Annotated in this window: 25 protein-coding genes; 11 read left to right on the top strand and 14 right to left on the bottom strand. The window is 62.6% G+C overall.

Annotated features, from left to right (window positions below):
- Positions 1 to 2: 2 nt before the first annotated feature.
- Entirely contained in the window at positions 3 to 1457 is a 1455-nt protein-coding gene (locus QCL51_RS06590) for a TrkH family potassium uptake protein (protein ID WP_021783436.1), read from the top strand.
- Here QCL51_RS06590 and QCL51_RS06585 read toward each other — a convergent pair.
- Positions 1414 to 2475, bottom strand: a complete 1062-nt coding sequence (locus QCL51_RS06585) for an AraC family transcriptional regulator (RefSeq protein WP_028697761.1) — start codon at positions 2473 to 2475, stop codon at positions 1414 to 1416. The two genes, QCL51_RS06590 and QCL51_RS06585, sit on opposite strands and share 44 nt — an antisense overlap.
- 153 nt (positions 2476 to 2628) lie before the next feature.
- Between QCL51_RS06585 and QCL51_RS06580 the strand changes: the two genes are divergently transcribed.
- Positions 2629 to 2940, top strand: a complete 312-nt coding sequence (locus QCL51_RS06580; protein ID WP_003254563.1) for a DUF962 domain-containing protein — start codon at positions 2629 to 2631, stop codon at positions 2938 to 2940.
- A gap of 13 nt (positions 2941 to 2953) precedes the next feature.
- Here QCL51_RS06580 and QCL51_RS06575 read toward each other — a convergent pair whose 3' ends face one another.
- Entirely contained in the window at positions 2954 to 3751 is a 798-nt protein-coding gene (locus tag QCL51_RS06575; RefSeq protein ID WP_275966575.1) for a UDP-2,3-diacylglucosamine diphosphatase, read from the bottom strand.
- Between the two features lie 127 nt (positions 3752 to 3878).
- Between QCL51_RS06575 and QCL51_RS06570 the strand changes: the two genes are divergently transcribed.
- Both QCL51_RS06570 and QCL51_RS06565 read left to right on the top strand, forming a co-directional pair.
- A complete protein-coding gene (locus tag QCL51_RS06570) occupies positions 3879 to 4646 on the top strand; it encodes an AraC family transcriptional regulator (RefSeq protein WP_021783433.1) in 768 nt (255 codons plus the stop codon).
- 178 nt (positions 4647 to 4824) lie between these two features.
- Positions 4825 to 5715 (top strand): EamA family transporter, encoded by an 891-nt coding sequence (locus QCL51_RS06565; protein WP_021783432.1) that lies wholly within the window; start codon positions 4825 to 4827, stop codon positions 5713 to 5715.
- Here the strand turns inward: QCL51_RS06565 and QCL51_RS06560 are convergent, their stop codons facing one another.
- Positions 5716 to 5997 (bottom strand): SelT/SelW/SelH family protein, encoded by a 282-nt coding sequence (locus QCL51_RS06560; RefSeq protein ID WP_021783431.1) that lies wholly within the window; start codon positions 5995 to 5997, stop codon positions 5716 to 5718. It abuts the gene before it with no gap.
- Between the two features lie 67 nt (positions 5998 to 6064).
- Here QCL51_RS06560 and QCL51_RS06555 point away from each other — a divergent pair, with 67 nt between their 5' ends.
- Entirely contained in the window at positions 6065 to 8251 is a 2187-nt protein-coding gene (locus QCL51_RS06555; RefSeq protein WP_330509024.1) for a patatin-like phospholipase family protein, read from the top strand.
- Between the two features lie 38 nt (positions 8252 to 8289).
- Here QCL51_RS06555 and QCL51_RS06550 read toward each other — a convergent pair whose 3' ends face one another.
- Complete coding sequence (locus tag QCL51_RS06550) at positions 8290 to 8727, bottom strand: MarR family transcriptional regulator (protein WP_021783429.1); 438 nt, start codon at positions 8725 to 8727, stop codon at positions 8290 to 8292.
- Positions 8728 to 8877: 150 nt separating this feature from the next.
- Positions 8878 to 11025, bottom strand: a complete 2148-nt coding sequence (gene recQ / locus QCL51_RS06545) for a DNA helicase RecQ (RefSeq protein WP_021783428.1) — start codon at positions 11023 to 11025, stop codon at positions 8878 to 8880.
- Between the two features lie 243 nt (positions 11026 to 11268).
- On the opposite strand from recQ, the gene QCL51_RS06540 reads away from it, so the two are divergent.
- The 3 genes from QCL51_RS06540 to QCL51_RS06530 all read left to right on the top strand — a co-directional run bounded on the left by QCL51_RS06540 (position 11269) and on the right by QCL51_RS06530 (position 13899).
- Entirely contained in the window at positions 11269 to 11856 is a 588-nt protein-coding gene (locus tag QCL51_RS06540) for a YecA family protein (protein ID WP_010955200.1), read from the top strand.
- A 7-nt stretch (positions 11857 to 11863) separates the two neighbouring features.
- A complete protein-coding gene (locus QCL51_RS06535) occupies positions 11864 to 12229 on the top strand; it encodes a YbaN family protein (RefSeq protein ID WP_021783427.1) in 366 nt (121 codons plus the stop codon).
- Between the two features lie 311 nt (positions 12230 to 12540).
- Positions 12541 to 13899: a TolC family outer membrane protein gene (locus QCL51_RS06530; RefSeq protein ID WP_021783426.1), complete on the top strand. Its 1359-nt coding sequence runs from the start codon at positions 12541 to 12543 to the stop codon at positions 13897 to 13899.
- Between the two features lie 61 nt (positions 13900 to 13960).
- On the opposite strand, the gene QCL51_RS06525 is transcribed toward QCL51_RS06530, so the two are convergent.
- From QCL51_RS06525 to QCL51_RS06515, 3 genes are all read right to left on the bottom strand, one after another.
- Positions 13961 to 14560: a DTW domain-containing protein gene (locus QCL51_RS06525; protein ID WP_021783425.1), complete on the bottom strand. Its 600-nt coding sequence runs from the start codon at positions 14558 to 14560 to the stop codon at positions 13961 to 13963.
- 64 nt (positions 14561 to 14624) lie between these two features.
- Positions 14625 to 16190 (bottom strand): PAS domain-containing methyl-accepting chemotaxis protein, encoded by a 1566-nt coding sequence (locus tag QCL51_RS06520; RefSeq protein ID WP_021783424.1) that lies wholly within the window; start codon positions 16188 to 16190, stop codon positions 14625 to 14627.
- 137 nt (positions 16191 to 16327) lie between these two features.
- Positions 16328 to 17221 (bottom strand): LysR family transcriptional regulator, encoded by an 894-nt coding sequence (locus QCL51_RS06515; protein WP_003254585.1) that lies wholly within the window; start codon positions 17219 to 17221, stop codon positions 16328 to 16330.
- Positions 17222 to 17445: 224 nt separating this feature from the next.
- On the opposite strand from QCL51_RS06515, the gene speB reads away from it, so the two are divergent.
- Both speB and QCL51_RS06505 read left to right on the top strand, forming a co-directional pair.
- On the top strand, positions 17446 to 18396 hold the full coding sequence (gene speB, locus QCL51_RS06510; RefSeq protein ID WP_028697758.1) for an agmatinase: 951 nt from the start codon (positions 17446 to 17448) through the stop codon (positions 18394 to 18396).
- Between the two features lie 132 nt (positions 18397 to 18528).
- Complete coding sequence (locus QCL51_RS06505) at positions 18529 to 19908, top strand: sodium:solute symporter (protein ID WP_021783422.1); 1380 nt, start codon at positions 18529 to 18531, stop codon at positions 19906 to 19908.
- A gap of 127 nt (positions 19909 to 20035) precedes the next feature.
- Here the strand turns inward: QCL51_RS06505 and QCL51_RS06500 are convergent, their stop codons facing one another.
- Together QCL51_RS06500 and QCL51_RS06495 are read right to left on the bottom strand one after the other, a co-directional pair.
- Positions 20036 to 20164, bottom strand: a complete 129-nt coding sequence (locus QCL51_RS06500) for a PA1414 family protein (RefSeq protein ID WP_256122388.1) — start codon at positions 20162 to 20164, stop codon at positions 20036 to 20038.
- Positions 20165 to 20288: 124 nt separating this feature from the next.
- Complete coding sequence (locus tag QCL51_RS06495; RefSeq protein ID WP_021783421.1) at positions 20289 to 21182, bottom strand: LysR family transcriptional regulator; 894 nt, start codon at positions 21180 to 21182, stop codon at positions 20289 to 20291.
- Positions 21183 to 21288: 106 nt separating this feature from the next.
- Here QCL51_RS06495 and QCL51_RS06490 point away from each other — a divergent pair, with 106 nt between their 5' ends.
- Positions 21289 to 22461, top strand: a complete 1173-nt coding sequence (locus QCL51_RS06490; protein WP_028697755.1) for an MFS transporter — start codon at positions 21289 to 21291, stop codon at positions 22459 to 22461.
- A 52-nt stretch (positions 22462 to 22513) separates the two neighbouring features.
- Here the strand turns inward: QCL51_RS06490 and QCL51_RS06485 are convergent, their stop codons facing one another.
- From QCL51_RS06485 to QCL51_RS06470, 4 genes are all read right to left on the bottom strand, one after another.
- Entirely contained in the window at positions 22514 to 23440 is a 927-nt protein-coding gene (locus tag QCL51_RS06485; protein WP_028697754.1) for a DMT family transporter, read from the bottom strand.
- Positions 23441 to 23545: 105 nt separating this feature from the next.
- A complete protein-coding gene (locus QCL51_RS06480) occupies positions 23546 to 23941 on the bottom strand; it encodes a hypothetical protein (RefSeq protein WP_028697753.1) in 396 nt (131 codons plus the stop codon).
- Positions 23942 to 24017: 76 nt separating this feature from the next.
- Positions 24018 to 24272, bottom strand: a complete 255-nt coding sequence (locus QCL51_RS06475) for a BrnA antitoxin family protein (protein WP_004576871.1) — start codon at positions 24270 to 24272, stop codon at positions 24018 to 24020.
- Positions 24250 to 24528 (bottom strand): BrnT family toxin, encoded by a 279-nt coding sequence (locus QCL51_RS06470; RefSeq protein WP_010955211.1) that lies wholly within the window; start codon positions 24526 to 24528, stop codon positions 24250 to 24252. The genes QCL51_RS06475 and QCL51_RS06470 overlap by 23 nt, the downstream gene beginning before the upstream one ends.
- Positions 24529 to 24544 lie beyond the last annotated feature (16 nt).

Below are 24544 nucleotides of genomic sequence, written 5' to 3'. Positions count from 1 at the left end.
ACATGGCGTTGCCGACCTTAAGGATCATTGGTTTCATCATCGGCATCTTCCTGATTACGCTGGCCGTGAGCATGGCCGTGCCCATGGCGACCCTGGTGATCTTCGAGCGCACCGGCGACATGCCGTCGTTTCTCTGGTCGAGCCTGATCACCTTCATCGCCGGCCTGGCCCTGGTGGTGCAGGGGCGCCCCGAGCATGTGCACCTGCGCCCGCGCGACATGTACCTGCTGACCGTCAGCAGCTGGCTGGTGGTGTGCGTGTTCGCCGCGCTACCGTTCCTGCTGACCCAGCACATCAGCTACACCGACGCCTTCTTCGAAAGCATGTCAGGCATCACCGCGACCGGCGCCACCGTGCTCAGCGGGCTCGACAACATGTCGCCGGGCATCCTCATGTGGCGCTCGATGCTGCACTGGCTCGGCGGTATCGGCTTCATCGCCATGGCGGTGGCGATCCTTCCGCTGCTGCGCATCGGCGGCATGCGCCTGTTCCAGACCGAATCGTCCGACCGCTCGGAAAAGGTCATGCCGCGCTCGCACATGGTCGCCAAGTCGATCGTCGGGGTTTACGTCGGCTTCTCGATACTGGGCGCGCTGGCCTTCTGGTGGGCGGGCATGAGCCCGTTCGATGCAATAAACCACGCCATGTCGGCAATCTCTACCGGCGGTTTCTCCACCTCCGACCAGTCATTGGCGAAATGGGATATCCCGGCCGTGCACTGGGTTGCAGTGGTGGTGATGATCATGGGCAGCCTGCCGTTCACCCTTTACGTAGCCACCCTGCGCGGCAACCGCAAGGCGCTGATCCGCGACCAGCAGGTGCAAGGCTTGCTGGGCATGCTGGTCGCCACCTGGCTGGTGTTGGGGACCTGGTATTGGTACAGCACCGACCTGCACTGGCTCGATGCCTTGCGCCACGTAGCGCTGAACGTGACCTCGGTGGTCACCACCACCGGCTTCTCTCTGGGTGACTACAGCCTGTGGGGCAACTTCTCGCTGATGCTTTTCTTCTACCTGGGCTTCGTTGGCGGCTGTTCCGGCTCGACCGCAGGCGGTATCAAGATTTTCCGCTTCCAGGTGGCCTACATCCTGCTCAAGGCCAGCCTCAACCAGCTGATTCACCCGCGCGCGGTGATCAAGCAGAAATACAACGGCCATCGCCTCGACGAAGACATCGTGCGTTCGATCCTGACGTTCTCGTTCTTCTTCGCCATCACCATCTGTGTCATGGCGCTGCTGCTGTCGCTGCTGGGCGTGGACTGGATGACCGCGCTGACCGGTGCGGCTGGCACGGTTTCGGGTGTAGGCCCGGGCCTGGGTGAAGTGATCGGCCCGTCGGGCAACTACGCCACGCTGCCTGACGCAGCCAAATGGATTCTGGCGACCGGCATGCTGCTGGGTCGCCTGGAAATCATCACGGTGCTGGTGTTGTGCATGCCGGCGTTCTGGCGTCACTGAGCACTTCGCCCTCCGCGCCCAGACGGGCGCGGTACTCGCTGGGCGTGGCATCGAACCAGCGGCGGAACGCACGATAGAAGTTGCTGGGGTCGGCAAAGCCCAGCAGATAGGCGGTTTCCAGCAAGGTCATGCCCGGCTGGGCCAGGTATTGTTCGGCCAGTTCACGGCGGGTGTCGTCAAGCAAGGTCTGGAAGCTGGTGCCTTCCTCCTGCAGCCGCCGTTGCAAGGTGCGCTGCGACAGATGCAGGGCCTGGGCCAGGGTTTCGCGCTTGGGCTCACCCTGCGGCAGGATGCGGCACAACACCTGGCGCACGCGGTGGCTGACCCGGCTTTCGGAGAAGCGTGCCAGGTACTCCCCGGCAAACCGGTCGTGCAGCACCGCCATGGCCTCGTTGGCGGTCGGCAGCGGCGCCTCCATGTCGGCCCGCTCGAACACCAGCGCATCATGTGGGGCGCCGAACACCAGCGGTGAATGGAACGCCACCTTGTAAGGCTCGACATTCTTCGGCTGCGGCCCCTGCACCAGTACCCGCCGCGGCTGGACCGGCCGGCCACTGAGCCATTTGCACAGCGCCAGCGCACAGGCCAGCGACGCTTCGGCGCTATGCCGGGTCGGCGGCAGGTGGTCGCCGTGCACGGTCAGAATCAGCGAATAGCCCTCGGCGCCGAGGACGAAACTGAGATCGGAGCTTTCGGCGATGATGCGCTGGTAACGCACCAGACGCTCGAAGCCCTCGGCCAGGGTGCGGCTGGACATCAACGCATAGCCCACCACATGAAACGACGCCGGGCGGACCACCCGTGCCATGTTCAGGCCGATGGCCTCATTGCCCGACAGCTCCACCGCCAGTTGCCAGAGGCGGGTCATGGAATCTTGAGGGAAACGTGCATCAGGGTCATCGAGGGCGGCAAAGTCCAGCCCCAACTGCTTGAACATGGCTCTGCAATCCAGCCCTTCCAGTTCAAGTGCCTTCACGATCCCTGATGCCCAACTGGCTGACGTTGTTCTTTCGCTCATGACAGGCTTCTTTTACCAACCGCTCCAGCGGTGAACCCCAAGGATACTCATTTGGCGCCTATTGTCACTGGTAGGCCCCGTCAGTCACTCTAGACTCGAATCAGGCTCCACGCCGTGTATCTTGTCCAGAAGTATTAATTCCGGAGCACTGCCATGAACAGCACAGCGCAGTTTCGCAGTTTTGCCGAGTTCTATCCGTACTATCTGGGGGAGCACAGCAACCCCACCTGCCGCCGCCTGCACTTCGTCGGCACCAGCCTGGTGATAGCGCTGCTGGCCTACACCATTGGCAGTGGCAAATGGTTGCTGCTGCTGGCCGTGCCGGTGTTCGGCTATGGCTTTGCCTGGGTCGGGCATTTCTTTTTTGAGAAAAACCGGCCAGCGACCTTCACCTATCCGCTGTACAGCCTGGCCGGGGATTTCGTGATGTTCCGGGATATCCTGCTGGGCAAGCTCAGGCTGTAAGCATCTGAGGCCCTTAAGCCGGCTCGCGCAACGCCGCCACGGCCTGCGCTTCGGCCAGCCGATACAGTTCGACGCTGCCATCCCAATGCTCGATCAGGGCCGTGCACGACTCCACCCAGTCCCCGCAATTGAGGTAGTCCACTTCACCCACCTTGCGGATCTCGGCATGATGAATATGCCCGCACACTACCCCATGAAAACCACGACGGGTGCACTCGTGGGCAATGGCATTCTCGAAGTCACTGATGAAGTTCACCGCCCCTTTCACCTTGTGCTTGAGGTACGCAGACAGCGACCAGTAACCATAGCCATACCGCGCACGCCAGTGGTTGAGCCAGCGGTTGAGCACCAAGGTGAATTCGTAGGCGCGGTCACCCAGAAACGCCAGCCAGCGGTGGTAACGGGTAATCACATCGAACTGATCGCCATGGACCACCAGCAGAAGGCGGCCATCGGCTGTCAGGTGCTCGGCCTCGTCTACCAGCTGAATGTTGCCCAGAATCAGCTTTGAGTAGCGGCGCAGGAATTCATCATGATTGCCGGTGACGTAGATCACCTCGGTGCCGCGCTTGCTCATGGTCAGTAGCCGGCGGATCACGTTGGTGTGAGCTTGCGGCCAGTAGATCCCGCCGCGCAGTTTCCAGCCATCGATGATATCGCCCACCAGGTAGACGCGGTCAGCCTGGTAGCCCTTGAGGAATTGCGACAGGTGTTCGGCCTGGCAGTCGCGGGTACCCAGGTGCACGTCGGAGATCCACAGGGTACGCACGCGTTGCTTGCGCGAGGGGCGGGACAGTTCGGCATGGGTCATGGGCAGGCTCCGGCGCAGTTTGCTGGAGACTGGCAGGCGTACATGACAGCGCCATGGCAAAACAGTGACGAGTGATGGCGTGCAGGGATTGAGGCACAATGGGCGCCCGCCCTGCGAGGAAGCCCCCATGACCGCCGGCCCGATCCTCTCGCTGCGCCATTACCGCGACAGCCTGATCGCCCACAGCCACGAACACCCGCAATTGGTGTTCGGCCTGCGCGGCCGCCTGGAGTTCGAGGTCCAGGGGCATGGTGCCGGGATCGATCGGCAGGGGCTGGTGGTGGTCCCGGCGGGTGCTCATCACACGTGCGCCAGCGATGCCGGCAGTGATTGCCTGGTGCTTGATGTGCCTGGGGAGCCTTGGCTGCACGAGCACTTGGGTGAGCATGCCGATGCCAGCCGCCGCCTGCTCGACCGCCCCATCGCCCTGGGCCTGGATGAACGCCAGCAGCAACTGGTGGACTGGCTGGCGAGCAGCCCTGTACACGACCCATTGATCGCCAGGCAAGGCGCGGCACTGCTGCTGGCCAGCCTCAACGTCACGGCGGCAGCCAGCGTGCACGCCAGCCAGCGCCTGCCCTATGCGTCCTTCGATGTGCATATCGAACAGCATGCTGCCTACCCGCTGCAGGTTGCCGACCTGGCGCGCATCGCCGGGCTGTCCAGTGCCCGGCTGCATGCGCGCTTTACCACTGAGTGCGGGATGACTCCGATGGACTACATTCGCCAGCGGCGTTTGCTCAAGGCGCGGCGGCTAATCGTGCAGACCGTGCTGCCGATGGGCGAGATAGCGGCGCAGGTCGGGTATAGCTCGCAAAGTGCCTTTTCAGCGGCGATGCTGCGGGCGTTCGGGTGTACACCTTTGGCTTTGCGGCGAGAGTCTGGCGATAACTGACAACAGTCTTGCGACAGAATGTGTTTGCCTGAGGCTTTACACTTTGCCTTTACCGGCCCTTTCGCGGGTAAACCCGCTCCTACAGGATTTGCGCGGCCCTGAAGGTTGTGCACAACCTGAGCGGGTTTACCCGCGAAAGGGCCGGCACTGCCTGTAGAGATTTTCATCAAGGACCACCATGAACCACCGCACCGCCCTCGGCGCCCTGCACATTGGCGCGCTGTTCTTCGGCCTTACCGGCGTTTTCGGCAAACTGGCCGCCAGCGCCAGCCCGGCGATCATCGTCTTCGGTCGGGCTGCCTTCGCCGTACTCGCCCTGGCCCTGTTCGTCAGCCTGGCAGGCCCGGGCTGGCAACGCCTGAGCAGCCAGGACGCGCGCCGCCTGCTGCTCGGCGGCGTGCTGCTGGCCGGCCACTGGGTCAGCTTCTTCATCGCCGTCAAAGTGGGCGGCGTAGCCATCGCCACCCTCGGCTTCGCCAGCTTCCCGGCCTTTACGGTGATCCTCGAAAGCCTGCTGTTCCGCGAGCGTATCCGCCGTAACGAAGCCGTATTGGTCGTGCTGGTCAGCATCGGCCTGATACTGGTCACGCCGGCATTCGACCTGGCCAGCGAAGCCACCGGCGGCCTGCTTTGGGCGCTGCTCTCGGGCCTGCTGTTCTCGCTGCTGTCACTGACCAACCGGGCTGGCTCCGGCCGGTTGCCTGCGGTACAGGCAGCCCTGTGGCAGAACCTGGTGGTGGGCCTGTGCCTGCTGCCGTTCGCCGCCCCCGGCCTGGCCAGCGTTGCGACCCTGGACTGGCTGTGGATCGCCCTGCTCGGCATCTTCTGCACGGGAGTGGCGCACAGCCTGTTCGTTGCCAGCCTGGCGGTGATCAAGGCGCGCACCGCCGCCGTCGTGTTCGGCATGGAGCCGGTCTACGGCATTGCCGTGGCCTGGGCAGTGTTCGCCGAAACCCCCACCGTGCGCATGCTGCTGGGCGGCGCGCTGATCATCTTCGCCATCGTGCTGTCCAGCCGTCTGGCGGCCGAGCAACCGCCCAGGCAGCGACCACTCACCGAGGGCGCCTGATCAGCGGTCGTTGTGACCAAGGTCACGCTGCGGGTCGACCAGGTCGCGCACCCGCTGCTTCAGCACCTTCGCTTCGGGGAAACCACCGTCGGCCTTGCGCTCCCAGATCTGCACACCATTGCAGGTGATGCGGAAGATACCCCCCGTACCCGGCTCCAGCGCTACCCGGCCAAGGTCGTCGGCAAAGGTGCTGAGCAGTTCCTGGGCCAGCCAGGCAGCGCGCAACAGCCACTGGCACTGGGTGCAATAGGTGATTACGATTTCCGGCTTGTTGTCAGCCATGGTGAAACATCTCCAGGTGAGGGGCCGCTTATACTAGCGGTCTTTCGCCCACGGTTTGAGACTCACGATGCGCCGTTTGCTGTTCTGTTTTCTGCTCGCCCTTACCTCGCTTACGGCAATCGCTGCGGAACCCGCCAGGCCCAAGGTCGGCCTGGTGTTATCTGGCGGTGCAGCCCGTGGCCTGGCCCACATCGGCGTACTCAAGGCGCTGGAGGAACAGGGTGTGCGCATCGACGCCATCGCCGGCACCAGCATGGGCGCGGTGGTCGGCGGCCTGTACGCCTCGGGCTACAGTGTCGAAGAGCTGGAAAAACTCGCTACCACCCTTGACTGGCAACAGGCGCTCTCCGATGCACCGCCGCGCGAGGATGTGCCGTTCCGGCGCAAGCAGGATGACCGCGACTTTCTGGTCAAGCAGAAGCTCAGCTTTCGCGACGACGGCAGCCTGGGCCTGCCGCTGGGTGTGATCCAGGGCCAGAACCTGTCACTGCTGCTGGAAAGCAAACTGGCGCATACCGCCGACACCCGCGACTTCGACAAGCTGCCCATTCCCTTCCGCGCCGTGGCCACCGACATCGCCAGTGGTGAAAAAGTCGTATTCCGCCGTGGTCACCTGCCTCAGGTAATCCGCGCCAGCATGTCGATCCCCGCCGTGTTCGCCCCGGTCGAACTGGACGGCCGCCTGCTGGTGGACGGCGGTATGGTCGACAACATTCCGGTGGATGTGGCCCGCGAAATGGGCGTGGACCTGGCCATCGTGGTCGACATCGGCACCCCGCTGCGCGATCGCAAACAATTACTGACGGTGGTCGACGTGCTGAATCAGTCGATCACTTTGATGACCCGCCGCAACTCCGAAGAACAACTGGCCAGCCTGCACCGCGACGACATTCTCATCCAGCCATCGCTGACTGCCTTCGGCGTGACAGATTTCGGCCGTGCCCGCGACATGATCGACGCCGGTTACCGCGCCACTCGCCTGCTTGACCCACGCCTGGCCGCCCTGCGCCAGCTCGAGGGCGACGCAAGCCTGGCCGTGGCCCGCTCGCCGCGCCAGCGCACGCCGGTAATTACCGCAATCCGGATCGAAAACGACTCCAAGGTCAGTGATGATGTGATCCGCTCGTACATCCGCCAGCCGATCGACGCACCGCTGGAACTGGACCGCCTGCAGACCGACATGGGTACGCTGTATGGCCTGGACTACTTCGACAGGGTGCAGTACCGCGTGGTGCACAAGGGCAACGACAACACCCTGGTGATCAACGCCCGCGGACGACGCGGCGGCACCGACTACCTGCGCCTGGGCCTGAACCTGTCCGATGACCTGCGTGGCGACAGCGCTTTCAACCTGGGCGCCAGCTACCGGGTCAACGGCATCAACAGCCTTGGCGCCGAATGGCTTTCCCGCGGCCAGATCGGCGATAAGCAAGAGCTGTACAGTGAGTTCTACCAACCCCTGGATGTGGGCTCACGCTACTTCATCGCGCCGTACCTGGACCTGGGCTCGCAGAACATCGAAGCGACCCTGGACAACGACCCCGTCGCCGAGTATCGCCTGGAGCGCTACGGCTTTGGCCTGAATGTAGGCCGGCAGATCGGCAACAGCGGTGAAGTGCGCCTGGGCGCGGGCAAAGCCTGGGGCGAAGCCGAAGTGCGCATCGGCGACCAGGACTTGCCCAAAGTCAGTTTCAACGAAGGTTTCTACGAACTGAAGTACTCGTTCGACACCCTCGATAACGTGTATTTCCCGCACCATGGCGAGGACATCGGCCTGACCTTGCGCAAATACGACAAGTCGCTGGACTCCGACCAGGATTACCGGCAGTGGCTGTTTAACCTGGACAAGGCCATCAGCATCGGGCCGAACACGTTCGTGCTGGGTGGGGGCTACGGGCGCACGCTGGACGATACCGAAGTGGTGACGTCGAGCTTTGTGATAGGCGGGGCGCGACAGCTGTCAGGCTTCCGCCAGGACTCGGTATCGGGGCAGAACGTAAGCCTGTTGCGCATGGTCTATTACCGCCGGCTGACGCCGCGGGCCTATGTGCCGCTGGACTTCCCGTTATACATTGGCGGTTCGCTGGAGCGTGGGCGGGCATGGAACAACGACAACGAGTTCGACAGTGGGTACATCAATGCGGCGAGCATCTTCCTGGGGCTGGAGACGCCTTTAGGGCCGCTGAATTTCAGCTATGGCGCCAACACTGCACATGAACAAGCGGTGTACCTGAACCTTGGGCACACCTTCTGAGGCTTGGGTTTGCACTGCACCTGAATGGATGGGTGAGCTCAGGACTTTTCGAGGTTGGCCAGGATCTTGGCATGCACGCGCATACAGGTCTGCAAGTCGGCCTCGTCCACGCCGGTAAACAGCTCTACCCGCAGCTGGTTGGCAATGGTCTCGATCTGATCGATCAACGGCTTGGCCGGCGGGCACAGCACAATCTTCTTCGCCCGCCGATCCTCCAGTACCGCCTGCCGCCGCACCAGTCCTTGCGCTTCCAGGCTGTCAAGCAGACGCGCCAGGGTCGGGCCTTCGACGCCTACGCTCTGGGCCAGCTCACGCTGGGTCGGGGCTTCTTCGAAGCGGGCCAGGTGCAGCAACACCAGCCAGCGCGCCTGGGACAGGTTGAGCCCGGCCAGGCGGCGGTCCAGCTCGGCACGCCAACCTCGGGACATCTGGGCCAGTTGCATGCCAAAGCGGTGTTGGTTGTCGTTCAGGGGCATAAGGAACTCATTGAGTAGATCTAATTATTAGGCAGCTAACCATGCCCTGCCCCATGAGGCAAGGCTCGGCCTGGTCTACGCGTTCGATAATCGTCAAAAAGCATGACAAAGGTCAGCAGATGGCGCTTCCGCCTTCGATCCTGCCGGTGTTTACAATTCGAATTCCGCCGCCAGTGCTGCCCGCACGCAATAGAGTACGCCCTCCGGTACCCGCGCCCCGAACTGGGGGGCTATGGCCGACACCGGTGGCAGTTCACCCTCACCATCAAGAAAGGCGTCCTGTACCTCCAGCATCAGGTCTTCCGGCAGGTCGATGGCCTGATCAAGACTCAGCTCCTGGCGCCCCAGCGCCTCGGCCAGCAGGCTATACACGTTCTTCTCGCTGCAGTTGAGCTGCCCGGCGATCTGCGCCGGGGTCATGCCGGCACGGGCCAGGCTGACCAGTTCGTGGCGCAGGTCGAGCACCACTTTCGGTGCCTCGTCGGTGCCACCACTGTTGTTCAGCACTTCGAGGAACGCCTGGCCGTAGCGCTCCAGCTTGCGCGCCCCCACACCGCTGACCTGGGCCATGTCGCTGAGGCTGACCGGCTGGCTGCGCAGCATCTCCAGCAGTGTCGAGTCGGGGAAGATGACGTAGGGTGGCACACTGTGTTCTTCGGCCAGCTTGCGACGCAGGGTACGCAGCGCTTCCCACAGATCGCGCTCTTCGGCACGCACCAGCTGGCTGGCCGGGCTGCCGCCACCGGACGACGAGGTTTTGGCTGTGGTCTGGGGTTTGAGATCACGGCGCAGTTGCAAGGTCACCTCGCCGCGCAGCAGCGGCCGGCAGCTGTCGGACAGGCGCAGGCCGCCGTAGCCTTCGAGGTCGATATCGACCAGCCCGCGCGCCACCAGCTGCCGGAACAGCGAGCGCCACTCGACCTCGGCCAGACCTTTGCCAACACCAAATACCGACAACTTCTCGTGGCCGAAATTGCGCACCTTCTCGGTGTCCTTGCCTAACAGCACATCGACCAGGTGGCCAACACCATAACGCTGGCCGGTGCGGAACACCGCCGACAGCGCCTGGCGGGCCGGCTCGGTAGCGTCCCAGGTCTGGATGTTGTCGACACAGTTGTCGCAATGCCCGCACGGTTGTTCGAGGGTCTCGTCGAAGTAGGCCAGCAGCGACTGGCGGCGGCAGCGGGTTTCTTCGCACAGCGCCAGCATGGCATCCAGCTTGTGCTGCTCTATACGTTTGTGGCGCTCGTCGCCTTCGGAGTTCTGCAGCATCTGCTTGAGCATCACCATGTCCTGCAGCCCGTAGGCCATCCAGGCATCGGAGGGCAGGCCGTCACGGCCGGCACGGCCGGTTTCCTGGTAGTAGGCCTCAAGCGATTTGGGCAGGTCGAGGTGGGCAACGAAGCGCACGTTGGGCTTGTCGATACCCATGCCGAAAGCAATGGTAGCAACCATGATCAGCCCTTCCTCGTTCAGGAAGCGATGCTGGTTGGCCGCCCGCGTCTCGGCGGCCAGGCCGGCGTGGTAAGGCAGCGCTGGGAAACCCTGACTACAGAGGAAGGCGGCGGTTTCGTCGACCTTCTTGCGCGACAGGCAGTAGACGATGCCAGCGTTGCCACGGCGCTCGCCGAGAAAGGCCATCAGTTGCTTGCGCGGTGCCTCCTTGGGCACGATGCGGTAGAAGATGTTGGGCCGGTCGAAACTCGACAGGAAGCGCTCGGCGCCTTGCAGGTGCAGGCGCTGGACAATCTCCTCGCGGGTCCGCATGTCGGCGGTAGCGGTAAGCGCAATGCGCGGAACATGCGGGAACAGTTCGGCCAGCTGGCCCAGCTGCAGGTACTCTGGGCGGAAATCGTGACCCCATTGCGATACGCAGTGGGCCTCGTCAATGGCGAACAGCGAGATGTCAAGATCGCGCAGGAAGTCGAGCATGCGCGGCTGCACCAAGCGTTCCGGTGCCAGATACAGCATCTTGACTTCACCACGGCGCAGGCGTCCGGCCAGTTCACGCTGCTGCTCCGCCGTCAGGGTAGAGTTCAGGGCGGCCGCAGACACACCCAGCTCGTCAAGGGTGGCGACCTGGTCGTCCATCAGCGCGATCAGTGGCGATACCACCACCGTCAGGCCCGGGCGCAGCAGCCCCGGCACCTGGAAACACAGCGATTTGCCGCCACCGGTGGGCATCAGCACCAAGGCATCGCCGCCATTGGCCACGCATTCGATGATCGCTGCCTGGCGCCCACGGAAACTGTCGTAGCCGAAGATGTCCTTGAGAACGCGCTGAGCCTGTTCGAGCATGTGCAACTCCAAATCGCCGTACCATCCTGGATAAAGGCTGGACGAAAAACCCGCCCCGCACACGCCAAATGCGTAAGCGGTTTTTGCCAGGCAGCCGGCAAAACCTGCCCCTGGATGAAAAATCGCGGAGTATACCGCAGCACAGCGATGCACAGGCACCATGGCGATAGACGTTCCCTTTGCCCCGCTGCCGCTGCAAGGTGCTAGAATTCGTTATCGTTTATTCCCCAAGGTAGCCCTGTAATGTCCTTCGCCGAGCAACTGACCCGCCTGCAAGCCTTCCTCGACGCCGACGAGCTGCACGAAGAAGCGCTGGACTATGTCGCCGCACACGGCTACCTCACCGCACTTTCGATCAACGCCGAGGACGTGCCCGAGCGCGAGTGGATCGACGCCCTGTTCGCCGAAGAGCCGCACTACGCCAGCGAAGCCCAGCGCACCGAGATCGAGGCCACCCTGGTAGCGCTCAAGGCGCACATTGCCCGCCAGTTGGCCAGCGACGAAGAATTCGACCTGCCATGCGACCTCGACCTGACCGATGAGCCGGACGATTCAGACCTGCGCGGCTGGTGCATCGGCTTCATGGAAGGCGTGTTCCTGCGGGAAGAGGCGTGGTTCGAAAACGCCGAAGAAGAAGTCAGCGAGATGCTGCTGCCGATCATGGTGGGTTCGGGCTTGTTCGACGAGCAACCAGAGTTCGCCGACATCGCCAGCAACGCCAACCTGCAGGATGACATGATCGTGCAGATCCCCGAAGCACTGAGCGCTCTATTCCTGCTGCTGCACGCCCCTGACGAAAAACCGGCGCTGCTCAAGCCACGCCACCACTGAGCAACCTGTGCGCTACCTGCTGCTGGCTACCGGCTGGCTCAGCGTCGCGCTGGGGGTGCTGGGGATATTCCTGCCGGTATTGCCCACCACCCCCTTCCTGCTTTTGGCGGCGGCCTGCTTTGCCCGCAGCTCGCCGCGCTTTCACCACTGGCTGGTCCATCATCCCAAGCTGGGGCCATGGATCCGTGACTACCTCAGTGGTGAAGGCATCCCCCTCAAGGGCAAGGTCTACGCCATCGGCCTGATGTGGGCCAGCATTGGCCTGTCGTGCTACCTGGTCCCGCTATTCTGGGCACGTACCTTCATGCTGACCAGTGCCGTACTGGTCACCCTGTACATTCTCAGCCTGAAAACGCTGCACAGGCCAAAGTGACAATATTTTGTCGCCAAATATCGCTTTCGCCTAATGGGCGCCCTCTTTATCTGAATTAGTTCTGGAACCGCGCACAACCCTTGTGCTCATTGGCTTTCATAGCATTCAGCACCGCCATTCCCTGCCCCTTAAAGCAAAATTATTAGACAATAAAAGTCTTATATGTCAATTTGATATGAATAAATCTTCTTATCTATCGCGTTGAATGTACTTAGCTGTGTTGTTAAAAACCTGCAACACTATATGCGATAAGTTTATCGTCATTTTTTTGGCGAGCAGCAGGATCAATTCCAGGATCAGGGAGATGTACCATGCGCGTTTTGAACCCCATCACCAGTGCTTTACTGTTGGCCCTGGCGAGTGCCAACGTACAGGCGATGTCGATTACCGAGGCTGTCCAAAGCGCCGTGGACTACCACCCACAAGTCAGCTCCAACCGTAACAGCAAGCTGTCGGCCGATGAAGACGTGAAGTTCGCGCGTGGTGGCTACTACCCTTCCGTGGACCTGGTTGCCGGTTACGGCCGCCAGCGCTCGGACAACGCCACTACCCGTGCAGCGGGTAATCACAACAAGGAAACCCTCAACTACACCCAGTCCGAGCTGCGCCTGCGGCAGATGATCTTCGACGGCTTCAACACCGCGAATGAAGTGGGCCGCACCGAGGCGGTCTCTACCTCCCGCGCCTATTACACCCAGGCCGTCGCCCAGGATGTCGCCCTGCGTGCAGTCGAGGTCTACCTGGAAGTGCTAAAACGCCGTGAACTGGTGACCTTGGCCAAGAACAACCTGCAAGCTCACCTGCGCGTCAACGACCAGATTGGCCTGCGCAACGAGCGCGGCGTCGGCAGCACCGCCGACCTCGACCAGTCCCGCGCCCGTCGCGCCCTGGCAGAAAACAACCTGGACACCGCCGAAGTCGACCTGGCCGATGCCGAGGCCAACTTCTTCAGTGTGATCGGCCGTGCCCCGGACGAGCTGGAAAGCCCGCAGACCATCAAGGGCGAGGTGCCAGGCACCCTCGAAGAAGCCCGCGATGGCATGCGTCAGAACAACCCGTATATCAAGTCTGCCCAGGCTGACGTCAACGCCGCCGAGAAGCAGTACGAAGTGGGCAAGTCGACCTTCTACCCACGCTTCGACGCCATTCTGGCAACTGGTGCCAACAACAACACCGGCGGCGAAAAAGGCCATAACAACAACGACTGGCAAGCTGGCGTGGAGATGAACTACAACCTGTTCCGCGGCGGCAGCGACAAGGCTCGCCTGCAGTCCGACGCGCACAAGATCAACCAGGCACTGGACATTCGCAACAACGCCCTGCGGGAGTTGACCGAGAACCTGAGCCTGGCGTGGAACGCCATGAACAACGCCAGCAAGCAGCTGCCAACTGCGCGTGAATACGCCGAGACCACCAAGCGTGTGCGTGCGGCCTACCAGGACCAGTTCGGCCTGGGCCAGCGCACCCTGCTGGACGTACTCGACAGTGAAAACGAGCTGTACAACGCCGACCGCCGCTACACCGAGGTGCGTTATACCGAAGAGTTCTCACGCTACCGCGTACTGGCGACCATGGGTGAATTGCTGAGCAAACAGCATATTTCGCTGCCGCCAGAGGCGCTGGCGACTACCGAAGTACGCACAGAGGCGCGTCTGCCTGAGATGCGTTGAGCGGGTTTGAGATAGCGGGGCCGCTTTGTGCTGCGAATGGGCTGCAAAGCAGCCCCAACCCTCACTCGCGGCCATGATTACGCTGAAACGTCTCTACCCCCATGGCCCTGATCTGCCCCTCGATCAACGCCTCGAACGGCGCCAGCAGTGCGTCAAAGCAGGCCGGTTGCTCCAACGTGTTCAACGCCCCGACCACCGCCTCGATCGTCGACACTGCACCCGCCTCCGGCGCTTTGCGCAACCGATAGCGCGAAGCCGCCACCTGCCCCAGCGTCACCCGTGGCAGCCCCCCCAGCAACGGGTTCAGGTACAGCAGCTTGCGCGCCTTGCGCCAGGTGCCGTCGGGTACGATCAGCAACAAAGGTTTGTCACCCGCCTCGCCATACGCTGTCAGCTCCTGCGCGTCATCGCCCGGGAACAGCAGCACCGGGTGGTATCCGGGGGTGGCGAGCAGGTCATGCAGGTCATCGAATACCTCCCCAATCCGCAGCTCGGCATTGTTCAGGCCAAGGGCAGCCAGACGCGCCGTGTTCAGGGCGTGGGCAGTTTCACTGGGGTGCTGCAGCAGGACCACACGGGTACGGCTATCGAGCGCGGGAATCAATGGGCATAGGCAATGGTCGAGCGGGCGCTGGCAGCGCTCGCAGCGGGGTCTGGGCATGGCGGTCTCCTTGGCGGGGACAGTTTGCCACATAACCGGGGCCCGCTTTGCGGGCCCCGTAATTTCAGCGGTTGAACCTTTCAGCCAGGCTGTGCAGGTACTCCGCCATGCGCTCGAGGTCCTGGCTGATTTCCGCGCCTTGCCTGGCTTGCCCGGCACTCTGGTCGCACAGTTGGGCAATCCTCACGATCTGCTGGTTGATGTCTTCTGCCACATGGGTCTGCTGCTCCGATGCCGTGGCCATCTGCTGGCTCATGCCGGTGATGCGGCTGACCGCCTGGGCAATCCCGCTCAGCGCCGCCTGCACCGCCTCGACACTGTGCACACTGTCCCGGGAAATCTGCTCACCCCGGCTAGCAGTGCTGACCGCTCGCTCCGCCCCGGCCCTCAAGGAAGCGATGATATGGTGAATCTCTTCGGTCGAAGCGCGGGTACGCTGCGCCAACGACCGCACCTCATCAGCCACTACGGCGAACCCACGCCCTTGCTCACCGGCGCGCGCCGCTTCAATGGCAGCGTTAAGCGCCAGCAGGTTGGTCTGCTCGGCAATCGAAGTGATCACGTCGACCACGCTGCCAATCGACTGGGTCTGCTCGGCCAAGGCGTTGACCGCCTGACCAATGTCATTGACCGCATCGCTCATGCTGCCCATGGCTTGCAGGCTCTTCAGGGCCAGCTCGCTGCCCTGCTGCGCCAGCTGGTCGGCATCACCTGCCGCATGTGCCGTGCTTTGCACGTTGTGGGTGACCTGCTGGATGGTTGCCGCCATCTGCGCGATAGCTGTGGCGGACTGGTCGGTCTCGCTGCGCTGCCGGTCGAGCATCTGCGCCTGGGCATCGGACAGGTCGGAAGATTGCGCCGCCCGCGACTTTACCCCGACCCCGGCATCCACCAGCCGGGTCAGGGCCGTTTGCAGGCGGGCTTCCTCGCTGATGATGGCTAGGTCGAGCTGGCCCTGCAGGCCCGGGTTGTCGCTGTAGGTCAGCGCCACCAACGGACTGGTAAAGGCCTTGGGATGCTCAGCCAACGTGCGGCGAATGGCCTGGTTCTGCCGGTGCTCGACCCAGTACCACGCCAGCAGCAGACTTGCCATCAGCACCGCGAGCGCGGCATAGGGTGGCAGCCAAAGGTAACCCGCCGCCGACAGCAGGCCGGCGCCGATCAGCGGCCAGCCATGGCCCAGGCCGTGCCCCAGGCGGGCAGCCCAAGGCACTGGGCCGCGGCCATCGCGCAAGCGCGCATACAGTGCCTCGGCGCGGCGGATCTGCTCGCGCGTGGGCACCGAGCGCACCGACTCGTAGCCACTGATCCGGCCCTGTTCGTATATCGCCGTGACGTAGGCGCTTACCCAGTAGTAATCGCCGTTCTTCGCCCGGTTCTTGACTATGCCCATCCAGGGTTTGCCCTGTTTGATGGTTTCCCACATGTGGCCAAACACTGCCGGCGGCATGTCCGGGTGGCGCACCAGGTTGTGCGGTTGGCCGACCAGCTCGTCGTAGGTAAAGCCGCTGATCGCTACAAAGGCGTCGTTGCAGTAGGTGATTCGGCTGTCGAGGTCAGTCGTGGAAATAAGGCGTTGATCGCCGGGGAAGGTTCTTTCGTGCTCAGTGACGGGCAAATTCATGCGCATCTTGGGCGATCCTTGCAGGATGAAATGAGGGGAAATCATCAGCGCAAGTTGATATGTAGCAGAGCGCTATCAGGTTAGCGGCCAGCGTTTACCGGAATTTAACCCCCTCCCGACGGAATGCATGAATGCGTCGCATCTCAGCCCACGTTGAGCTGGCTTTTCAGCAGGTCACGGAAGGTCTGGATCAACGGTTCACGGCTGCGACCGCGACGAATGATCAGCGAGAACGGGGCCTGGTAACCAAAGGTCGACGGCGACAGCACGCGCAAATCACCCTTGTCGACCCAGGCCTGGGCGTAGTGCTCGGGCAGGTAGCCGATGTAGGCCCCGGAAAGGATCAGGATCAGCTGCGCCTCCATGCTTTCAACCGTCGCGGCACTGTGCTTGAAGCCATGCCGGGCCAGTTCGGCCTGGCTCCAGTAACCACGCCCGACCATGCGCTGCTGGGTCACCACCTGCTCGGGGATGCGCCGCTCGGCATACAACGGGTGGCGGCTGCTGCAGTACAGCCAGTGCTGTTCGCGGTACAACGGCTGGTAGAGCAAGCCGCTCATCCGCGAAGAAAACGCGCCGATGGCCAGGTCCAGGCGGTTGTCCTGCACACCCAGTTGCAGCTCGTAGGGGCTGGACACCGACAGGTGCAGGTGCACCGCTGGGTGCTCCTGGCTGTAGGCACCGATGGCTTCGGCAAGCGGCAAGGCGCGGTCACCGACAGTGGAGTCGATCACCCCAAGGTTGAGGGTGCCACGCAATTCACCCTTGAGGGCGGCGGCATACTGCTCGAAACCGTCCAGCTCGGCCAGCAGGCGCAGGGTTTCCTGATGGAACAGCTCGCCCTTGCTGGTAAGGCTGAAGCCGCCCCGACCACGGTGGCACAGCACGATACCCAAAGCACCCTCCAGCTGGCTCATGTAGGTACTGATGGCCGAGGTCGACAGGTTCAGCTCGCGCTGGGCGTTGGCAAAGCCCTGGTGGCGCACCACGCTGATGAAGATGCGCAGCAGTTTCAGGTCGGGCAAGGTCGAGGCCATGGTGCAACGGTTCCACAAGGGTATGTGCGCGCAGTCTAACTGCTCCACACGCCTTTAGTTCAGAAAATCCTGAACTAAGTATTTGTCGGTAGCGATTCTTCCCGGGCACTACCTTGAGCAGACTTGGCCGAAATGTCCCTGCCCGCCGGCAAACCACACATGAATGGCGCGCGGCGGCACAGGTTCGAACAAACACAACAATCGACCGACTGATGAGGCCCACCGTGGACAAGACTCTCCACCAACCACTGGGCGGCAACGAAATGCCGCGTTTCGGCGGCATCGCCACCATGCTCCGCCTCCCCCACCTGCAAAGCGCCGCAGGCCTGGATGCTGCCTTCATCGGCGTGCCACTGGATATCGGTACCTCGCTACGCTCCGGCACCCGCTTCGGCCCACGGCAGATCCGCGCCGAATCGGTGATGATCCGCCCGTACAACATGGCTACCGGTGCCGCCCCGTTCGACTCGCTGTCGGTCGCCGATATCGGCGATGTGGCAATCAACACCTTCAATCTGCTGGACGCCGTGCGCATCATTGAAGAAGCGTATGACGAGATCGTCGAGCACAACGTCATTCCCATGACCCTGGGGGGCGATCACACCATCACCCTGCCGATCCTGCGTGCGCTGCACAAAAAACACGGCAAGATCGGTCTGGTGCACATCGATGCCCACGCCGACGTCAACGACCACATGTTCGGCGAGAAAATCGCCCACGGCACCACCTTCCGCCGCGCCGTGGAAGAAGGCCTGCTGGACTGTGAGCGCGTGGTGCAGATCGGCCTGCGCGCCCAGGGCTACACCGCCGATGACTTCAACTGGAGCCGTCGCCAGGGCTTCCGCGTGGTCCAGGCCGAAGAGTGCTGGCACAAGTCGCTGGAGCCCCTGATGGCCGAAGTGCGGGAAAAAGTCGGCGGTGGCCCGGTTTACCTGTCTTTCGACATCGATGGCATCGACCCGGCCTGGGCGCCCGGTACCGGAACCCCGGAAATCGGCGGCTTGACCACCATCCAGGCGATGGAGATCATTCGCGGCTGCCACGGCCTGGACCTGATCGGCTGTGACCTTGTCGAAGTCTCCCCGCCTTACGACACCACCGGCAACACCTCGCTGCTCGGTGCCAATCTGCTGTTCGAGATGCTCTGCGTGCTACCTGGCGTGGTGCGTCGCTAATACCGCTCTACCCCGGCAGGAGCCATGAGGGAGGGCCACTGAGGCCCGCCAACACAAGAAAAGACCGCCGGGCGCCGTGCAAACGCCCGCGCGGTCGATCTCGCCATAATAAAGATAATCGGGAGACCCCCAATGGCCTTGGACATCATTGTTGTAATGATCTACACCGCCGGCATGCTCGGGCTAGGCTGGTATGGCATGCGCCGCGCGAAAACCCATGAAGACTACCTGGTAGCCGGGCGCAACCTCGGCCCGGTGCTGTACATGGGCACCATGGCCACCACCGTACTCGGTGGCGCTTCCACCGTCGGCACCGTGCGCCTGGGCTACGTCCACGGCATTTCCGGCTTCTGGCTGTGCGCCGCCCTGGGTATGGGCATCATCGCCATCAACCTGTTCCTCGCCAAACCGCTGCTGCGCCTGCGCATCTTCACCGTGACCCAGGTGCTGGAGCAACGCTACAACCCCACCGCACGCCAGGCGAGCGCCGTCATCATGCTGGCTTACGCGCTGATGATCGGGGTCACCTCGACCCTGGCCATGGCCACCGTCCTGCAGGTGCTGCTGGACCTGCCGTTCTGGGCTTCTCTGATGCTCGGCGGCGGCGTGGTAGTGCTGTACTCGACCATCGGTGGCATGTGGTCGCTGACCCTGACCGATATCGTCCAGTTCGTGATCAAGACCGTCGGCCTGATGTTCATCCTGCTGCCAGTGTGCCTGTACAAGGCCGGTGGCTGGGACACCCTGGTGGCCAAATTGCCAGCGGCCAGCTTCCAGCTGACTACCATTGGCTGGGACACCATCATCACTTACTTCCTGATCTACTTCTTCGGCATCCTCATCGGCCAGGACATCTGGCAACGGGTGTTCACCGCCCGTGACGAAAAGGTCTGTCAGCGTGCCGGTACCACCGCTGGTGTGTACTGCGTGCTGTATGGCCTGGCCTGTGCTGCGATCGGCATGGCTGCGCACGTGCTGATGCCCGACCTGGCCAACCCGAACAACGCCTTTGCCGAGATGATCAAGACCACCCTGCCCGATGGCATCCGTGGCCTGCTGATGGCCGCGGCCCTGGCGGCGATGATGTCCACCGCCAGTGCCGGCCTGCTGGCTGCCTCGACCACCGTGACCGAAGACCTGCTGCCCAAGCTGCGTGGCGGCAAGCAGTCGAGCCTGGGTACCAGCCGCCTGTTCACCCTGCTCACCGGCCTGGTGGTGCTGGGCATCGCGCTGGTGGTGAATGATGTGATCAACGCCCTGACCCTGGCTTATAACCTGCTGGTCGGCGGCATGCTGATCCCGCTGATCGGAGCGATCTTCTGGAAGCGTGCGACCACCGCAGGCGCGATTGCCAGCATGTCGCTGGGCTTTGCCACCGCCCTGCTGTTCATGTTCCTGGACGGGCTGGAGGCCAATACGCCGATCTACTACAGCCTGGCAGTAGGGCTGGTGAGCTTTGTAGTGGTGAGCCTGGTGTCGCGCAAGTCGGTGGCGGCGGTGAAGCTGGCCTGACCGTTGTACCGGCCCTTTCACTTGTAGGAGCGGGCTTGCCCGCGAAAGGGCCAGTACAGGCAATAGACAATCAACAGGCACAAAAAGGCCGCTGCACACACTCGGGTGCAGCGGCCTCTGTCGTTAATCAGCGACGACGCGATTGACGTTTGCGCTGCTCTTCATCAGTCGGGATCGGCACCGGCTGCAAGGGTGGTGGAATCAGCCCCAAGGCGACGGCCAGGTCGTGGAGCCAGTTTGACAGTGGTTTATTCATAATGCCCCCTTGACGGGTCAGCCTCACGGCAAATCAATCCTGCGATGTTTCATACAGATCATAGCCCGATGTCCTGTATTACGCATTCCTCTGTTCCTACAGATAAGGGCCATTTTGACGCGGATCAAGCCGTGGCGGCGCATTCCGACGACTGGTTAATCGTTTCGCTTTGTTGCAGGTCGATCCATGCCTGCAGATTAGCCCCGCGCATGCCCTGGCGCCACATCAGCCAGGTGACCGCCTGATCGAAAGGAGCCTGCAGCGGGTGCACCCTCACCCGGTCACGGCCAGGCAGGCTGTCGAGCATCGACTGGGCCATCATCGCCACACCCGCACCCGCGATCACACAGGCCAACATGCTTTGATATGACTCGATCTCCATCACCCGCCCCATCGGCGTATGGGCATGGGCATACCAGGCCTCCAGGCGCATGCGGTACGAGCAGCCCTGGCGGAAGGTGAACACCGCCTTGCCCGCCACGTCCTTGGCGGTGCGTACCGCCAGGTGCTCGGGGCTGGTGATCAGTACCAGTTGCTCATCGCACAGCGGCACGCCATCAAGCCCGGCAAGGCTCGGTGGCCCGTCCACAAGAGCAGCATCCAGGGTGTGGTTGAGCAGCCCCTCAAGCAACTCGCCGCTGGGTGCTGCACGCACTTGCAGGTTCACCTGCGGGTAAGCCTGGTGATAGCGCGCCAGCAACCCCGGCAGGTGGGTCGCCGCCGTGCTGTACATGGTCCCCAGTACGAAGTCACCAGCCGGCTGACCGCCACGCACGGCGGCCAGCGCTTCGTCGCGCAAGGCTGACATGCGGTTGGCATAGTCCAGCAGCACCTTGCCTGCTGGCGACAACTGAAGGCGCTGGCGTTCGCGCAGGAACAGTTCGACGCCCAACTGCTCCTCGAGCTGGCGCAGGCGCGTGGAGAGGTTTGATGGCACCCGGTGCAGACGCTCTGCGGCGCGGGTAACCGAGCCTTCCTCGGCCACGGCCTGAAAGATGCGCAGTTGGCTGAACTCCATAGCATTCTCCAAAACAGAATAACTTGATCATCATTATTCAATTTTATTGAAAAACAAACCGTCCTAACCTGCCATCCATCGCTTATATCCGCGCAGGAGACCTGTCATGTCGCCATTCATTCAACTGCTCGCCAGCGCCGTGGCGCTGATGATGGCCATGGGCATCGGCCGTTTCGCCCTCACCCCGCAACTGCCGCAACTGATTGCCGAAGGTCAGTTCGACCTGACAGTCGCCGGGCTGGTCGCGGCGGCCAATTACCTTGGCTACTTCGTGGGTGCGGTGGACGCCATGTTCGCCCGCTCGCCAGGCCAGGTACGCCTGCGCCTGCATGGGGGGCTGTGGCTGTGTGTGCTGCTGACCCTGGCCTCATGGGCTGCCGACGGCTTCTGGGGCCACCTGCTGCTGCGCTTTGGCACCGGCGTAGCCAGCGCCTGGGTGCTGGTGATGATCACCAGCCTCAGCCAGCAAGTAGCCAATGCCCACAACCGCCAACGCCTGGGAGCGCTGGTATTCGCCGGGCCTGGCCTGGGTATTGCCGTGACCGGGCTACTGGCACTGGCCGCACATGTACAGGGGCTGGGCTCGGCAGCGCTGTGGCTGATCTATGCCGTGGCTGCCCTGGTGATGCTGCTGGCCGTGCGGCCGTGGTTGCCACGGGCATTACAAGCGGCACCGGCTCAGTCGCCAGTGCAACAAGGCCCGACGCGCAGTGTCGGCACTGGCCGCCTGGGGTTGGTGTATGCCCTGTATGGCTTGGGCTACATCCTGCCGGCCACCTTTCTGTCACAGATGGCCAATCAGCAGTTTCGCGGGCAGTGGCTGGCTGACCTGTTCTGGCCGGCGTTTGGCCTGGCGGCGGCGCTGGGCGTCTTGCTGGTGAGCGTGCGCCGTGGTGGCCACACTTCAGCCTGGCTGACTGCCACCCTGTGGCTGCAAGGGCTGGGTGTGCTGGCCTGCCTGATGGGTGGAGGGATCGGGCTGGCGCTGGGTGTTGCGCTGTGTGGCGGGCCGTTCCTGGCCTGCATGCAACTGGTCATGCAACGCTCGCGCGAGTTGGCGCCACATGCCACACAGCGCAATGCCGGGCTGCTGACCGCGTGCTTTGCCTTGGGGCAGTTGAGTGGGCCGCTGCTGGCCGCGCTCAGCAGCCATTACAGCGGCGGGCTGCAACCCGCATTGATGCTGGCGGCGGGCGGGTTGGTGGTGGCTGGAGTGTTGGTCCAACTGCCCGGTAATGCACAGCAGGGAAGCGCCTGTCAGGCCAAGGTTGCATCCTGAGTCGATGTAGCCTGTTCCGGCCGCCCGCGAAGGGGCCGGTACAGGCTATCCATCACCCTACCAACCGCCGCAATTGTTGTTTCACCCAAGGCTCGGCACTTACCAGGATCACCCCCAGCAACACCATCAACGCCCCGACCACGAAATTCGCACTGAGCGGCTCATCCAGCAGCAATACACCAAAGGTCACCCCAAATAACGGGGTAATGAAGGAAAACACCGCGAGGTTCGACGCCAGGTACTTACGCAGCAACCAGAACCAGGTGAGGTAGCTGATGAATGAGACCACAATCCCCTGGAACAACACGCTGCCCATCGCCAGCGGCGTCAGCGACACCGCGCCGATCTGCCCGCTGACCAGGGCAATCAGCAGCAGCCCGGCAAACCCGACCGCCAGCTGATAGAACAGGGTCAAGGTTGCCGGCGCCTCCGATAGCCGTGAGCAACGCACCACCACCGTAGTCGCGCCCCAGGCCAGCCCGGCGATCACGCCAAAGGCATCACCCAGCAAGGTGCGGCTGTCCATGTCCTCGAACGAAGTGCCACCGGCAAAGGCCATGGCAATGCCGCCGAAGGCCAGCAGAATGCCCAGCCATTGCAGCAGCCGCAAGCGTTCACTGGCTAGCCGAAAATGCAGGCCCAAGGCGGTAAATACCGGCGCGGTGTAGAGGAATACCGACATGTGCGCCGCCGACGTCAGTTTCAGTCCTTCGGCAATGAACAGAAACTCCACCCCGAACAGCCCGCCCGCCACCACCCCTGCGCGCCAAGTGCTGCCGACCTGCTCCCAGCCTCCCCGCCAGCACAGCATCAGGCCTACCAGTACAGCGGCAATGCCATTGCGCAGTGCTGCCTGCATCACCGGGGCAATGTCGACGGCAGCGGTCTTGATCAGTACCTGCTGGCAACCCCAGATCAGGCAAAGCCCCAGCATTACCTGGAACGCAAAGGCGTCGGGGTTCTTGCGGACCGCGCTCATAAGCGGGCCTCTGGGGTAATCGTAGGCATGGGCAAGGCTCGGCAGCGTTCAGAAGCTACCGATTATCGGGTTTCGAGCGCTGCACTTGCCAGCCTTAAAACGACCTCAAGCAATCTGTGCCTTCGCAGATACCTGTTCGAATGTCGTTTCGTCCAGCGCATCCTCCTGCTCATCCAGCACCTGCCGCGGGTGCTCGAAGCCGGGGATGCTGCTGTCGATCAGGCTCATCAAGCGCGAGCCGCGTTCGGTCAGGACGAAGTTTTCGCCATTGCCGCCGTCCTCTTCAGGCCGGCATTCAATGAATCCGCGCTCAAATAGCAGCTTTTCATACTCGCATGCACGGGTTTTCAGGTGATCCACGTCACCCACCGGCTCACCCTTGGCGGCCAATGCCGCAGCATGCTGTTCGGCATAAGGGCGGGGCGTGAAGCTGTGACCGGCGCCGTTCTGCACTTCGTGCAGCAAGCGTTCGATCAGGTCCCAGTCGTAGGTGATGCTCATGGCTACGGGCTCCTGCTGTGGACGAAAGGGGTACACAGGTTGGGACCTGCCAGGGTTGCCAAGCGTTCCGAAGCGCTTAGCGCTGGCGTTGTTGCGCTTGCATGTACTGGCGCAGCAACTGATTGATCCGGGTCTGGTAGCCGCTACCCTGCTCCTTGAACCAGGCGAGGACATCTGAGTCCAGTCGAATGGTCACCGTCTGCTTGGCGGGAACGCGCAGCTCGGCCTGGCGGAAAAAGTCCTGGTCCAGTTCAGGGATATCTGATGTGTCGATATCCTTGTCGTCCTGTCGGGCCAGGCGGCTCCAGTCAGTTCTCGATGATTTGGTCATAGTACCTGGCCTCCCGTTTGGTGGCTTTTCTTGCAGAAATGATGCGTATCACCTCACCCCGCCTCTCCGTGTACACGACGACACCTATCAGCGCCTTTAGCCATCCTAGGCTGACCCAACGTTCTTCAGCACATTCCACATCCTCATCACGCCGGATCAGCATGGGATGATTGAACATGTCAGGAACGTCGGCAAAGTCGATGCCGTGCTTGCGGATATTGCTCTGGTTTTTCCCTTCGTCCCATTCAAAGAACATGGGACGACCTGTATTT

Source organism: Pseudomonas sp. LTR0, assembly GCF_036630035.1.
Lineage (GTDB): Bacteria > Pseudomonadota > Gammaproteobacteria > Pseudomonadales > Pseudomonadaceae > Aquipseudomonas > Aquipseudomonas putida_Y.
The sequence above is the reverse complement of the archived record's forward strand: the minus strand, read 5'-3'. Positions and strand labels throughout refer to the sequence as shown.